At 68.4% G+C, this 13,011-nt stretch carries 16 protein-coding genes; 4 read left to right on the forward strand and 12 right to left on the reverse strand.

Going from position 1 to position 13,011, the window contains the following annotated elements:
- Window positions 1-63 precede the first annotated feature (63 nt).
- The 6 genes from JL101_RS27715 to JL101_RS27740 form a co-directional block, all read right to left on the reverse strand.
- Complete coding sequence (locus JL101_RS27715) at window positions 64-852, reverse strand: inositol monophosphatase family protein (RefSeq protein WP_203103067.1); 789 nt, start codon at window positions 850-852, stop codon at window positions 64-66.
- 40 nt (window positions 853-892) lie between these two features.
- Complete coding sequence (locus JL101_RS27720; protein WP_203103069.1) at window positions 893-1,234, reverse strand: hypothetical protein; 342 nt, start codon at window positions 1,232-1,234, stop codon at window positions 893-895.
- Window positions 1,235-1,239: 5 nt separating this feature from the next.
- Window positions 1,240-1,608, reverse strand: a complete 369-nt coding sequence (locus tag JL101_RS27725; protein ID WP_158047776.1) for a MarR family winged helix-turn-helix transcriptional regulator — start codon at window positions 1,606-1,608, stop codon at window positions 1,240-1,242.
- Window positions 1,586-1,804, reverse strand: coding sequence for a hypothetical protein (locus JL101_RS27730; protein ID WP_203103071.1), 219 nt, complete (start codon window positions 1,802-1,804; stop codon window positions 1,586-1,588). The genes JL101_RS27725 and JL101_RS27730 overlap by 23 nt, the downstream gene beginning before the upstream one ends.
- Window positions 1,805-2,034: 230 nt before the next feature.
- Window positions 2,035-2,190 carry a hypothetical protein gene (locus tag JL101_RS27735; RefSeq protein WP_203103073.1) on the reverse strand — a complete coding sequence of 52 codons (156 nt, stop codon included), beginning with the start codon at window positions 2,188-2,190 and terminating at the stop codon, window positions 2,035-2,037.
- Window positions 2,191-2,324: 134 nt separating this feature from the next.
- Window positions 2,325-3,305 carry a tripartite tricarboxylate transporter substrate binding protein gene (locus tag JL101_RS27740; RefSeq protein ID WP_203103075.1) on the reverse strand — a complete coding sequence of 327 codons (981 nt, stop codon included), beginning with the start codon at window positions 3,303-3,305 and terminating at the stop codon, window positions 2,325-2,327.
- Window positions 3,306-3,817: 512 nt separating this feature from the next.
- On the opposite strand from JL101_RS27740, the gene JL101_RS27745 reads away from it, so the two are divergent.
- The gene (locus JL101_RS27745) at window positions 3,818-5,038 is read left to right on the forward strand and encodes an efflux RND transporter periplasmic adaptor subunit (RefSeq protein ID WP_203103076.1); all 1,221 of its coding nucleotides are present in this window, start codon (window positions 3,818-3,820) and stop codon (window positions 5,036-5,038) included.
- Window positions 5,035-8,214, forward strand: a complete 3,180-nt coding sequence (locus JL101_RS27750; RefSeq protein WP_203103077.1) for an efflux RND transporter permease subunit — start codon at window positions 5,035-5,037, stop codon at window positions 8,212-8,214. The genes JL101_RS27745 and JL101_RS27750 overlap by 4 nt, the downstream gene beginning before the upstream one ends.
- 30 nt (window positions 8,215-8,244) lie before the next feature.
- Here JL101_RS27750 and JL101_RS27755 read toward each other — a convergent pair whose 3' ends face one another.
- A complete protein-coding gene (locus JL101_RS27755; RefSeq protein WP_203103078.1) occupies window positions 8,245-8,877 on the reverse strand; it encodes a LysE family transporter in 633 nt (210 codons plus the stop codon).
- 94 nt (window positions 8,878-8,971) lie between these two features.
- On the opposite strand from JL101_RS27755, the gene JL101_RS27760 reads away from it, so the two are divergent.
- Window positions 8,972-9,133 carry a hypothetical protein gene (locus tag JL101_RS27760; protein ID WP_201075925.1) on the forward strand — a complete coding sequence of 54 codons (162 nt, stop codon included), beginning with the start codon at window positions 8,972-8,974 and terminating at the stop codon, window positions 9,131-9,133.
- Window positions 9,134-9,149: 16 nt separating this feature from the next.
- On the opposite strand, the gene JL101_RS27765 is transcribed toward JL101_RS27760, so the two are convergent.
- Both JL101_RS27765 and JL101_RS27770 read right to left on the reverse strand, forming a co-directional pair.
- On the reverse strand, window positions 9,150-9,512 hold the full coding sequence (locus JL101_RS27765; RefSeq protein ID WP_201075927.1) for a cyclic nucleotide-binding domain-containing protein: 363 nt from the start codon (window positions 9,510-9,512) through the stop codon (window positions 9,150-9,152).
- Window positions 9,513-9,820: 308 nt separating this feature from the next.
- Window positions 9,821-10,111 (reverse strand): nucleotidyltransferase family protein, encoded by a 291-nt coding sequence (locus JL101_RS27770; RefSeq protein ID WP_201075931.1) that lies wholly within the window; start codon window positions 10,109-10,111, stop codon window positions 9,821-9,823.
- Between the two features lie 182 nt (window positions 10,112-10,293).
- Between JL101_RS27770 and JL101_RS27775 the strand changes: the two genes are divergently transcribed.
- Window positions 10,294-10,545, forward strand: coding sequence for a hypothetical protein (locus JL101_RS27775; RefSeq protein ID WP_203103079.1), 252 nt, complete (start codon window positions 10,294-10,296; stop codon window positions 10,543-10,545).
- A gap of 72 nt (window positions 10,546-10,617) precedes the next feature.
- On the opposite strand, the gene JL101_RS27780 is transcribed toward JL101_RS27775, so the two are convergent.
- From JL101_RS27780 to JL101_RS27790, 3 genes are all read right to left on the reverse strand, one after another.
- Entirely contained in the window at window positions 10,618-10,935 is a 318-nt protein-coding gene (locus tag JL101_RS27780; RefSeq protein WP_203103080.1) for a BrnA antitoxin family protein, read from the reverse strand.
- A complete protein-coding gene (locus JL101_RS27785; protein ID WP_203103081.1) occupies window positions 10,877-11,179 on the reverse strand; it encodes a BrnT family toxin in 303 nt (100 codons plus the stop codon). Before JL101_RS27785 ends, JL101_RS27780 begins: the two co-directional genes overlap by 59 nt.
- 61 nt (window positions 11,180-11,240) lie before the next feature.
- Entirely contained in the window at window positions 11,241-12,764 is a 1,524-nt protein-coding gene (locus tag JL101_RS27790; protein WP_203103082.1) for a YifB family Mg chelatase-like AAA ATPase, read from the reverse strand.
- Window positions 12,765-13,011 lie beyond the last annotated feature (247 nt).

Genomic DNA, 13,011 nt, shown 5'->3' on the forward strand with positions numbered 1-13,011 from the left:
GCCTTCGCGAAGCGAACGCCGACGGCACGCGCCGACGTTCCTGTATGTCTACGATGGGCGGTGTCAGAAAACCGCCCGGATGGCGTCCAGCGATTCCCGTGAAGCCGCCGCCAGCACGCGGCCATCCAGGCGCATGACGTCGTAATCGGCGCCGTCCAGGAACGACGCGGCGCCGCCAACCTCGCGGCTGACCAGCACGCCCGCGGCGTGGTCCCAAGGCTTCGATCCCTGGGACAGCACGAACTGCCGCCTGCCCAGCGCCAGGTCGATATAGTCCAGCGCCGAGCAGCGGTGGTTGCGGATCTCCCCGACGATGCCCGACGCGGCCAGGACCGGGTCCGGCTCCTGCCAGTCCCTGGCGGTCCAATAGGCGGAACCGACCGCCCGGGAGAGCGGGGTCGTCCGGTCCGCCTCCAGGCGCCGGCCGCCCGACCAGGCGCCGCCGCCCAGCACCGCCGCGACCGTGACGTCGTTGATCGGGTCGTGCAGCCAGCCGCCTTGGATCTCGCCGCCGGCCACATAGGCCAGGATCGTCCCGAACACCGGGATTCCCTCGGAGAAATTGAGCGTCCCGTCGACCGGGTCGATCACCCAGACCGGCTTGTTCCCGAGCAGCGCGTCCAGGGCGGCCGGGTCCCGGGAGACCAGCTCCTCGCCGATCACCAGCGTATCGGGATAAGCTTCGCTCAGCAGTCCGGCCAGCATCTCCTCGGCTTCCGTGTCGGCGATCGTGACCGGGTCGCCCGGCCCCTTCTCTACGACGTCGCCGGCGCCCAGGTTGCGGAACCGGGGCAGGATCTTCTCTTCCGCCGTCCGGCGGATCAGGCCGCTGACGCGGTCCAGGTCGATCATGATGGGTGCTTTCGGCAGGGAACGGTCACGGGATCGGGGATCAGGGCTGCTCGGGGATCACGGTGAACGGGTCCGGGCAACGGACCGAAGGGCGGACCATCGTCGAGGGCGCCAGGGCGGCGGCCTCGCCGGCGGAGCAGGCCAGCGCGAAGACCGTATCGCCGATCCCGGTTGGAGTATCCCAGGCTCCGGGCGGCGGAAGCAACCGCTGTTCGACGCCGACCAGGGGTGCGCGGTCCGGGCGCGGGCGGTCGTCGTCGCGGGCCGCGGGCGCCGTGAAGCTGCGCAGCTCCGGCTTGGGCGCCGCATGGCCGCTCCCGCCGGGAAGGGACGGGAAGACCAGGGCTGCCAAGGCGGCTGCGATGCGGGCTGCGAGGATCATGGCGGTCAGGCGGACTTCGCGCGCCGCGTCTCGCGGTTCATGAGGTCGCGGAGCGTGGCGATCAGCGCGTGGCCCTTCGGCGTCAGGGAGATGATCTTCCGGCGCCGCTCGCGCGGGTCCTCCTCCGCCTGGACGAGGTCGAGCCCGGGCTTTCCGAAGCTGTGCCATTTGCTCAGCGCCGCCACGTTGCGCGACGCCGAGGACTGGGCGATGCCGAGGCGTTCGGCCAGCTCCCGCATCGAGATGCCCTCGTTCTCCGCCAGGGTCAGGAACGACAAGGCATACTGGATCGGCAGGTCGGGATCGAGCTTGCGGAACTCCTCCAGCACCCGCATCAGCGAGGCGATCTCGTCATGTCGGACGGCTCCGGCCATTCAGGACCCCCCGCGACGTTCCCGGCGACCATCGCGCCGGTGTGTAGATCGCGTGCCAGCGGCCCAGCCAGAGCAGAAGCTCGCCGCGCTCGCGCCGGACCTCGACCCAGGCGCCGGGCCGGGCATCTGGCCGGGTCCAGCGGGCATATTCCACATAGAGCTTAGGTCCGCGCTTCAGCGTCAGGTAGATCGGCATCACCACACCCGGGAAATCCCATGGATCCTATGAGGCCCATGGATACTATGAGGACTGCGTCGGCCGCGGCGAACATGCCGGCCGGCTTGTTCATCGAGGCGGTAGCCTGGCGGTAGAAGCCGCTTTGCCGGGTGCTTCGGTGAATGGCGAGCATGGTTCGTCTCCTCGGGTATCGGTGCGTCGGATCGACGCCCGCATCTATCGCCGAACTACGGGATAGATACAAGCGGTTAAATCTTCCGATCTCGGATGTTTTCCAGCGTGAAAACGGGATCATCGCCCAGCAAACCGATATCTTTCTTCACATGGTCGGGCAGATGGTGGAGCGTCGCCGCCGTCCCCGCCTCGCGCCACCAGCGCAGCAGGGTGCGCAGAATGCCAAGCATGGCCGTATCCTCCAGTCAATCAATGCAGAGGCGGAATACATCCGACATCGGATATATTTTGTCAACAGGCTTGATGGACCGGCACCGCGGGGCCGGCGGCGGGAAACGGCTTTCCCCCGCCGGCCCTCCCGGGATTACTTGACCAGACCCAGGTCGGTCAGGGTGCCCTCGATCTGGGCGCGCTCGGTCTTGAGGAACTCGGCGAACTTATCCGAAGGCAGGTACAGGTCGATCCAGCCGCGCTGCTTGGCCAGATCCTTCCACTCGGCGCTCGACGTCACCTTGGTCATCAGCGCGTCGTATTCCTTCAGTTCCGCGGATTTCAGGTTGCCGGGGGCGAAGATGCCGCGCCAGTTGACGAACTCCAGGTCGATGCCCTGCTCCTTCAGGGTCGGGGTATCGACGCCGGGCAGGCGTTCGGGCGACGAGACCGCCAGCGCCCGCAGCTTGCCCGCCTGGATCTGCGGCGCGAACTCGTTGTAGCCGCTGACCGCCGTGGTGATGTGTCCGCCCAGCACGGCAGCCAGAACCTCGCCGCCGCCGGCCGTCGCGACATAGTTCACCTTGGACGGCTCGACGCCGGCTTCCTTGGCGATCAGCCCGGCCAGGATCTGGTCGCTGCCGCCGGCGGACCCGCCGCCCCACGAAACCGATCCGGGCTCCGCCTTCAGCTTGTCGAGCAGGTCCTTGAGGGATTTCAGCGGGCTGTCGGCCGGGACCACCACGGCTGAATATTCGCCGGTCAGGCGGGCCAGCGGGGTCACCTGGTCGAGCGTCACCGCCGACTTGTTGGTGATGATCGCCCCCAGCATGATCTGGCCGCCGACCAGCAAGGTCGGCGTCCGCTTCCGGCCCGTCACGAACTGCGCCAGGCCGATCGTGCCGCCGGCGCCGGGAACGTTCACGACCTGGACGTTGGGGACCAGGTTCTGGTTCTGCAGCACCTGTTGGATCGATCGGGCGTGCTGGTCCCAGCCGCCGCCCGGGGCGGCGGGGGCGATGATCTCCAGGCTCTTGATCTCGGCGCGGGCCGGGGCAGCCGCAAGGGTCGCGCCGACCACCAGGGCCGCGGCGGCCAGGGCCGGCTTGAACAGGGCGAATTGCCGGTGTGACATCGGAAAAGCTCCTCCCATTTTCGTCTATTCTTGGGCGATTCCGCGCCTCTGGGCGCGGGGGCCGGATAGGTGGCATATTAACAGAGAAGATCTCCGAAATATCCCGCCGCGACGCCTGCTGCCGAAAGTCATAGGGTCGCCCGCCCCGCCTGATCAGGGAGGCGCGTTTGTCACAAATCTGTCTTGGCAATTCGGTATTGTGAACGTCCGATCGGCAAGAACTGAGCAGGACAGAGCAAATAACCGTACCGGAAATGTGGCAATTCGGAAGCTTTCCGAGTCCTGCCATGTGATACCGCGCACAGCGGAACAGTTCACAGTCGCGTTTATTCGGCCTCCAACCCGCCCCGGCGGTCTCGGCCTTTTCCGTGCCGCCGGCTCACCGGGATTCTCTGATTCCTGACAGCACTGCTTACTGCAACGCACTTGAAGGTTGTGCGGGCCGCAAACCGGTATTCCCGAAGAATACTCCCGAAGAACGAGGGGCCGGTCCGCACAGGAGGGAGCAGACCATGACTGGAGACACTATCCGCCGTCCGGGATCCCGCGCCGCCTGGCTCGCCGGGGCGGCCCTCGCCCTGGCCGTCGCCGGCGGCGCCTATGGGTATCTCGGCATTTCCCATCCCGCCCAGGCGCAGACGGCGGCGACACCCCCGCCGCCGGTCACCGTCGCCAAGCCGCTGCGCCGCGACCTGATCGAGTGGGACGAGTTCACCGGCCAGTTCTCGGCCGTCGACTATGTCGAGATCCGGGCCCGCGTCAGCGGCTACCTGGAGTCGGTCCACTTCCGCGATGGCCAGCTCGTCCGGAAGGGCGACCTGCTCTTCGTGATCGATCCCCGGCCGTTCGAGGCGGCGGTCGCTTCCGCCAAGGCCCAGCTCGCCCAGGCCAACGCCCGGCTCGACCTCGCCAACCAGCAGCTCGCCCGCGCCGCGTCGCTCCGCCAGCGCGACGTGCTGTCGGGCAGCGTCTACGACGAGCGCATCCAGGAGGCGCGGGTCGCCACCGCCGGCATCGAGGTCGCCAAGGCCGCCCTGCGGACCGCCGAGCTGGACCTGGAGTTCACCCGCATCACGGCGCCGTCCGGCGGCCGGATCAGCAAGCGGGAGGTCAGCGTCGGCAACCTGATCGCCGGCGGTTCCGGCGGGACGCCGACCTTGATGACCACCATCGTCTCGCTCGACCCGATCTATTTCGACTTCGACATGAGCGAGAGCGACTTCCTGGCCTACCAGCGCGCCACCGCCCGCGGGCTGCTGGCCCAGCAGCGCGACGGCGGCGTCCAGGTCCAGGCCCGCCTGTTCGACGAGCGCGACTGGCCGCTGAACGGCCGCATCGACTTCATCGACAACCAGGTGGACCGCGGCGCCGGCACGATCCGGGCGCGCGCCGTGTTCGAGAACCCCGACCTGATGCTGACCCCCGGCCAGTTCGGCCGGCTGCGCCTGCCCGGATCGGAGCTCTATACCGCCACCCTGCTGCCCGACAGCGCCATCGTCAGCGACCAGTCCAACAAGATCGTGCTGACCGTGGCGGAGGACGGCACCGTGGTGCCCAAGCCGGTCCGGCCCGGCCCGATCGAGGACGGGTTGCGGATCATCCGCTCCGGCCTGGATCCCGATGACCGCGTCATCATCAGCGGCATCGTGCGCGCCCGTCCCGGCTCCAAGGTGACGCCGCAGCCCGGCGAGATCCAGGCGGCCGAGGTGCAGTCACCGGAGGCCAGGCCTTGAAGCTCTCCCACCTGTTCATCGAGCGACCGATCTTCGCGACGGTCCTCTCGATCCTGATCACCCTGATCGGCGGCTTCGCCTATTTCACCCTGCCGGTCGCCCAGTACCCCGAGATCGCGCCGCCGACCATCGTGGTCAACGCGACATATCCCGGCGCCTCCGCCGAGGTGGTCGCCGACACGGTCGCCGCTCCCCTGGAGCAGGAGATCAACGGCGTCGAGAACATGCTCTACATGTCCTCGCAGTCGACCGGCGACGGGCGCCTGGTGGTGACCATCAGCTTCGCGCTCGGCACCGACCTGGACACCGCCCAGGTGCTGGTCCAGAACCGGGTCGCGGTGGCCGAGCCGCGCCTTCCGGAGGAGGTCCGGCGGCTGGGCGTGACGGTCCGCAAGAACTCGCCCGACATGCTGATGGTGATCCATCTCAGCTCGCCCGACGAGTCCCGCGACCAGCTCTACATCTCCAACTACGCGACATTGCAGGTCAAGGACGTGCTGGCCCGGCTCGACGGCGTCGGCGACGTCCAGGTGTTCGGCGCCCGCGACTACGCCATGCGGATCTGGCTGGACCCCGACCGGATCGCCAGCCGCAACCTGACCCCCGGCGAGGTGGTGGCGGCGCTGCGCTCGCAGAACGTCCAGGTGGCGTCCGGCGTGCTCAACCAGCCGCCGGTACCGACGCCGGGAGCCTTCCAGCTCAACATCGAGACGCTGGGCCGGCTAATCGATCCCCGGCAGTTCTCCAACATCGTCGTCCGGACCGACCCCGACGGCCGGGTAACGCGCGTCCGGGATATCGGCCGGGTCGAGCTGGCGGCCCAGGACTACGGCACCAACGGCTATCTGGACGAGCGAGTGGCCGTGCCGCTGCTGATCTTCCAGCGGCCCGGCTCCAACGCGCTGGAGACCGCCGAACGGCTGAAGGCGACCATGGCCGAGCTGTCCCGGTCGTTCCCCGAAGGCCTCCAATACGACATCGTCTACAACCCGACCGAATTCATCGCCGAATCGGTCAACGAGGTGATCAAGACGATCTTCGAGGCGGTCGTCCTGGTCGTCATCGTCGTGATCCTGTTCCTCCAGACCTGGCGCGCCTCGATCATCCCGATCCTGGCGATCCCGGTGTCGCTGGTCGGCACCTTCACCGTGCTGGCCCTGCTGGGCTACTCGCTCAACACCCTTTCGCTATTCGGCCTGGTACTGGCGATCGGCATCGTGGTCGACGACGCGATCGTGGTGGTGGAGAACGTCGAGCGCAACCTTCGGCAGGGCATGTCCCCGCGCGAGGCGGCGCACCGGACCATGGACGAGGTCGGCGGCGCCCTGATCGCGATCGCGCTGGTGCTGACCGCGGTGTTCATCCCGGCGGCCTTCGTCTCCGGCATCTCCGGCCAGTTCTTCCGCCAGTTCGCCGTCACGATCGCCGCGGCGACCGCGATCTCCTGCTTCGTGTCGCTGACCCTCAGCCCGGCGCTCTGCGCCCTGCTGTTCAAGCCGCACGGGCACGAGGAGCACAAGCGGGCCTCGCCGCTGATGCGGCCGGTCAACGCCTTCTTCCGCGGCTTCAACCGGCTGTTCGACCGGCTCGCCGGCGGCTACGGCGGCATGACCCGGCGGCTGGTCCGGCTGCCGCTGCTGGTGCTGCCGGTCTACGGCCTGCTGGTCGGGGCGACCTGGTGGCAGTTCGACCGGGCGCCCACCGGCTTCATTCCCAACCAGGACCAGGGCTACCTGATCACGGTGATCCAGCTCCCGCCCGGGGCCTCGCTCGCCCGCACCGACGCCGTCGTGCGCGAGGCGACAAGGATCATCCTGGAGACGGAGGGCATCGCCCACGCCGTGCCGTTCGCCGGGTTCGACGGCGCCACCTTCACCAACGCGTCCAACGCCGGCGCCATCTTCGCCGCCATGGAGCCGTTCGAGGAACGGCTGCCCAGGGGCCTGACCGCCGACCGGCTCCAGCAGGAGCTGTTCGGCCGGCTCTCCGGCATCCAGGACGCCTTCATCATCACGATCCCGCCGCCGCCGGTCCGCGGCATCGGCAATTCCGGCGGCTTCAAGATGATCGTCCAGGACAAGCGGGGCCGCGGCCTCGACGCGCTGGAGGAGGCGACGCAGGAGATCGTGGGGGCGGCCAACGGCACGCCGGGACTGGTCGGCGTCTTCTCCCTGTTCAACACCTCGACGCCCAAGGTCTTCGCCGACATCGACCGGCTGCGCGCCCAGATGCTCGGCGTCTCGGCCGACCGCGTGTTCGAGACGCTGGAGGTCTATCTGGGATCCACCTTCGTCAACGAGTTCAACTTCCTGGGCCGCACCTACCGGGTGACCGCCCAGGCCGACGGCTCGTTCCGCGACGATCCCCGCGACATCGCCAACCTGAAGACCCGCAACGAGCGGGGCGAGATGGTGCCGATCGGCTCGGTCGCCGAGCTGCGCGACACCACCGGCCCGTACCGGGTGACCCGCTACAACCTCTATCCCTCCACGGAGGTCCAGGGCGCCACCCTGCCGGGCTATTCCACCGGCTTCGGCCTGGACGCCATGGAACGGATCGCGGCGGAGCGGCTGCCCGACGGCTTCGGCTACGAGTGGACCGAACTGGCCTACCAGGAACGGGGAGCCGGCGACAGCGGGCTGCTGATCTTCGGCATGTCGGTGGTGTTCGTCTTCCTGCTGCTGGCCGCCCAGTACGAGAGCTGGACGCTGCCCTTCTCGGTCATCCTGATCGTGCCGATGTGCCTGCTGGCCGCCGTCACCGGATTGCTGATCCGGGGCATGTCGGTGGACATCCTGGCCCAGGTCGGGTTCGTCGTGCTGGTGGGACTGGCGGCCAAGAACGCGATCCTGATCGTGGAGTTCGCCAAGCAGGCCGAGGACGAGGGCATGAGCCGGTTCGACGCGGCGGTGGAAGCGGCGCGCACCCGCCTGCGGCCGATCCTGATGACCTCCTTCGCGTTCATCCTGGGCGTCGTGCCCCTGATGATCGCACAGGGCGCCGGTGCCGAGATGCGCCAGTCGCTCGGCACGGCGGTGTTCTACGGCATGCTCGGCGTCACCTTCTTCGGGCTGATCTTCACGCCCGTGTTCTACACGGTGATGCGCAGCTTCGCCCGCAAGCCCCGGGAGACGGCGCCGGCCCAAGGATCGGCACCGCCGGCCCCGGCGGAGTAGGGCAGGGAAGGGGCAGGGAAAGGGGTTGCGTCAGTTCGAGACGAGCAGGCGCAGCCCCAGCCCCGCCAGGACGACGCCCAGCGTCGCCTCCAGTCCCCGGCGCAGGCGGCGGTACGCGGCGGTGACCGCATCGGCGGACAGGGCCACCGCCAGCATGGTGTGCCAGCCGAGCGACAGCAGGACGGCGCCCGCCACCGCGATCACCCCGATCGAGGCGGGCGTCTCCGGCGTCAGGAACACGCTGGTCAGCGAAACCCAGAAGACGCCGGCCTTCGGGTTCAGCAGCATCAGCCCGAACCCCCGCGCGATGCCGCCGCGGGCGGCGGGGGACGGCGCCGGCTCTCCCGCCGGTTCAGCGTCCGGGCCGGTGCGGCGCAGCGCCGCCCGGATCGACAGGAACGCCAGGTAGAGCAGGAACATCCCGCCGCCGACCCGCAGGCCGGTGCCGATCCACGGATGCCTTGCCGCCAGCAAGGCCACGCCGAACACGGCCGCGAACCCCCAGACCGCCTCGCCGATCGCCATCCCGAACGCGACCTTGACCGCGGCCGCGCGCCCCCGTTGCAGCGCCGTTCCCAGAAGCACGGCGAAGTTCGGCCCGGGGCTGACCAGGGCTAGCACGAAGGCCGCCCAGAACGCGGCGAGCAGGGAAGCGGCGACCATGGATCCTTCTCCGGAAGAATATTCAGCGGAAGCGCGGCGGGAACCGGCGGCGACTCGGCCCGGTTCTAACCTTGAGCAACCGGAGACCTATGACATGACGACCGAAAAAGACAAGGACCAGACGCGGCAGAACCCGGCGGGCGAGAACCAGGACCCCAACCGGAAGGCGCCGGCCGACCATCCCTCGGACCCGCCGACCAGCGGCGCCCCCGGCAATACGGGCACCGACGACAGCCTGAACACCACGTCGGCCTGACCGGGTCCGCCCACTCTCAGACCTGCGGTTCGGAGTCCTTCGCCGACCGGCGGAGATTGTTGATCAGCACGTTGATCAGCTGCACCACCAGCGGATCGGCCCGGTTGATCGCCTGCCGCAGCACGCTGGCCGGCATCTCCAGCAACTGGGTCTCGCCCGCGGCGCTGGCGTTCGCCATGCGCGGCTGGCGGTCCAGGATCGCCATCTCGCCGAACAGCCCGCCGGTCTCGACCTCGCCGATGATCTTCTTGTCGGCCTCGTCCCCGACCCAGATGATCACGGACCCGCGCTCGACCAGGTAGAGGAAGGTACCGGTTTCACCCTTCCGGAAGATCACCTCGCCGGGGGAATACTGCTTGTGCTGGAAGGTCGCGGCCATGGGGAACTTCCGTCGCGGTTCGGAGACTGATTAGACATCGCAGCGACTGTGCAACACCGTCCGCGACCGCGCAAGCCGGTCCGTCGGGAACGATCGCTCCATGACAAAGAGACGCGCCGGCCGACCAGTTCCTTCCAGGATTCAGCCGGCCCTGAACCTGGGCATGTCGTTGCCACGGCACCTCCTCAGCCATGCCGCATGCCTGCCAACGTCCTCTCCAGGTCCTGCCGCAGGCCCGGAATGTCCCGCTGGACGGTCTGCCAAACAGGTTTCAGGACGATGGCGTCGCCCTCGGGACCCATTCCCCGTCACAGCGGCCTCGCCTCCCGCAGCACCCGTGCGCGGAATCGCGGCGACAGGGACAGGGGCGTGCGTACGTCGAACGGAACGCCGGTCAGGGTCTCGGCCTCCCGCTTCAGCCGCGCCAGATCCAGCAACGTCGTGGTTTCCGACGGCTCGACCAGAAGGTCGACGTCGCTGTCTTCCGTGTCATCACGCCGTGATACCGAACCGAACACCCGTACATTCGATACGCCGTGCCGGCGGGCGATATCCAGGATGCCCTGTCGATGCTTGTCCAGAACCTGCGATGGTCGCATCGCGATATTCCCCGATCACCAACCGGACCGCACCCGGAAGGCGCTGTCTTCACATAATATGGCAACGATCCCCGGTCGCAAACCGGAATGCCGAGGCCGGGCGATCGGGTAAAGGAACGCCTGACATTTCGGTAGCGTTCCGAATCCGACGGCGGCCACCGATCCGGCGACGGGGTGGCACGATGGAGGCGACCGGCGCTCCGGGCAAGACGCTCGTTCATCTGGAGCATTCCCGATCCCTCCCGGACCCGCGACGGCGCGGCAAGGTGGCCTACCCGCTCGACGACTTGACGGTGCGCCGGTCGTATCCTGCGAAGGGCAAGAAGGCCGTCATCCCCATGGTCTCCGCCTTCGCGGCGCGCCGGCACCTCGTGCTCGGCCAAGTAGAGGAAGGTACCGGTTCCGCCTTTCCGAAATATCACCTCGCCGGGTGAATACTGCTTGTGCTGGAAGGTCGCGGCAATGCTGAGCTTCCGTCGCGGTTCGCATGCACCGGTTTTCGACCGTCAGGCCCGCCTTTTTCGTCGCTCATGTTCCATGTATGCCCGCAGGACCGCATTCATCCGTGTCTGGTAACCCGCTCCTTCCGACTTGAAGAAGTCGAGCACGTCCTTGTCGAGCCGGATATTGATAGCCGCCTTGCTGGGGGGAGCGACGAATCGGGCCTGATCGAACCACGCCTCATCGACCAGCGGCGCCGCATCCGGGTCGTCGCGCACCGCCGCCTCGATATCCCGGTCGGTCAAGGCATCGAACCCGCTCCAATCAGCCTTCGCCGATTTCAGACCGGCGCGCGAGCGCCTGACGGTATGATCGTTGCTCATCCCTGTCCGCCTTCCTGGCCGAAATGATCCGGCGCCTGCCGTTGCGCCATGTATAGGCGACGAAAACCGCACGGCCCTCGATTTCGCCGATCGCGCAGATCCGCTCCTCGCCGTAATCGGTACGGCGATCGGGCCACTCATAGACGAAGCCGTCCCAGATCAGAAGCGCCACATCGAAACTCAGCCTGTGCTTCCGCTGGTTGCTCAGGTTCTTACGACTGTCCCACTCGTATTCGGCGTCCATCGCATCTCTACACCATGTATATACATTCGAGAAGTCGGCCGCAACGGTGGCCACGGGAATCCTACCGCCCCGGGACGATCCGCCGGTAGCTGAGCGCCTCCGCGACGTGCAGGCGGCGCACAGGCGTGCTCCCTTCCATGTCGGCCAGGGTGCGGGCGACACGCAGGACCCGGTGATAGCCCCGCGCGGACAGGCGCATGCGCTCGGCGGCCTCGGTCAGCAGGGCGCGGCCGGGCTGGTCGGGGCTCGCCACCTTCTCAAGCAGTTCCCCGTCCGCCTCGGCATTGGTCCGCGGCCCGGTGTCCTCCCCGCCCGGAACGTGGAACCGCTCCGCCTGGATGGCGCGGGCGGCCGCCACCCGGGCGGCCACCTCGGCGCTGCCCTCGGCCGGGGGCGGCAGGCTGAGGTCGGCGGCGCTGACCGGCGGGACGTCCACATGACAGTCGATCCGGTCGAACAGGGGGCCGCTGATCCGGCTCTGGTACTGGACGCCGCATTTCGGCGCCTGGGAGCAGGCCCTGGCTGGATCGCCCAGATAGCCGCAGCGGCACGGGTTCATCGCCGCGATCAGCTGGAACCGCGCCGGATACGTGACATGGTGGTTCGCCCGCGCGATCGTGACCCGGCCGGTCTCCAGCGGCTGGCGCAGCGCCTCCAGCACCTGCCGCGGGAATTCGGGCAGTTCGTCCAGGAACAGAACGCCCTTGTGCGCCAGGCTGATCTCCCCCGGCTTGGCGCGCGAGCCGCCGCCGACCAGGGCCGGCAGGCTGGTGCCCTGGTGCGGCTCCCGGAACTGCCTGTTGCGCAGGATCCTGCCGCCCTGGAGATGCCCGGCGACGCTGTGGATCATCGAGACCTCCAGCGCCTCCTTCGGTTCCAGCGGCGGCAGGATGCCGGGCAGCCGGGCGGCCAGCATCGACTTGCCCGATCCCGGCGGACCGACCATCAGCAGGTTGTGGTTTCCCGACGCCGCGACCTCCAGGGCGCGCTTGGCGGTCTCCTGGCCCTTGACGTCGCGCAGGTCCGGCATGCTGGTCGAGATCTCCTCCACGTACCGGCGCGGGGGGGCCAGCACCTGGGTTCCCTTGAAGTGGTTGATCAGCGACAGCAGGGACGGGGCCGCCAGCACCTCCAGCCCGTTGGCCCAAGCGGCCTCGCTGCCGCAGGCGGCGGGGCAGATCAGGCCCCGTTCCTGCTGGAGCGCCCCGAGCGCCGCCGGCAGCACGCCCGCCACGGCGGTCAGGCTGCCGTCGAGCGCCAGCTCGCCGAGTGCCGTATATCCGGCGATCTCCTCCACCGGCAGGACGCCCATGGCGGCCAGCAGCCCCAGCGCGATCGGCAGGTCGTAGTGGCTGCCTTCCTTCTGCACGTCGGCCGGCGCCATGTTGACGGTGATGCGCTTGGGCGGAAGCGACAGGCCCAGCGCCTGGAAGGCGCCGCGCACCCGCTCCCGGCTCTCGCCGACCGCCTTGTCCGGCAGGCCCACGACGGTGAAGGCGACCACCCCGCCGGAGACCTGGACCTGCACATCGATGTTCAGCACCTCGATGCCCTGGAATGCAACCGTATTGACCCGCGCAACCAACGTGACGCCCTCCGCCTGCCGACGCACGCGACTGTATGGGGTTGGCGGGCACCTTGCCAGCATCGTCACGGGATTCGGGCGGCGTTCTCCTCCGGTCGGATTGCCGCAGGCTTGCCGGCCAGGCAACATATCCGCCCGCCGCGCCTTCAATCCCCGTATGCGACCCTCTCCGCGGGACGAATCGCATTTGTCGGAACCGGGCAGCGTGGTAAGAGGCGACGGTACCGGTCCGGGACGGCGGACCGGC

Origin of the sequence: Skermanella rosea (genome assembly GCF_016806835.2) — a bacterium.
GTDB lineage: Bacteria > Pseudomonadota > Alphaproteobacteria > Azospirillales > Azospirillaceae > Skermanella > Skermanella rosea.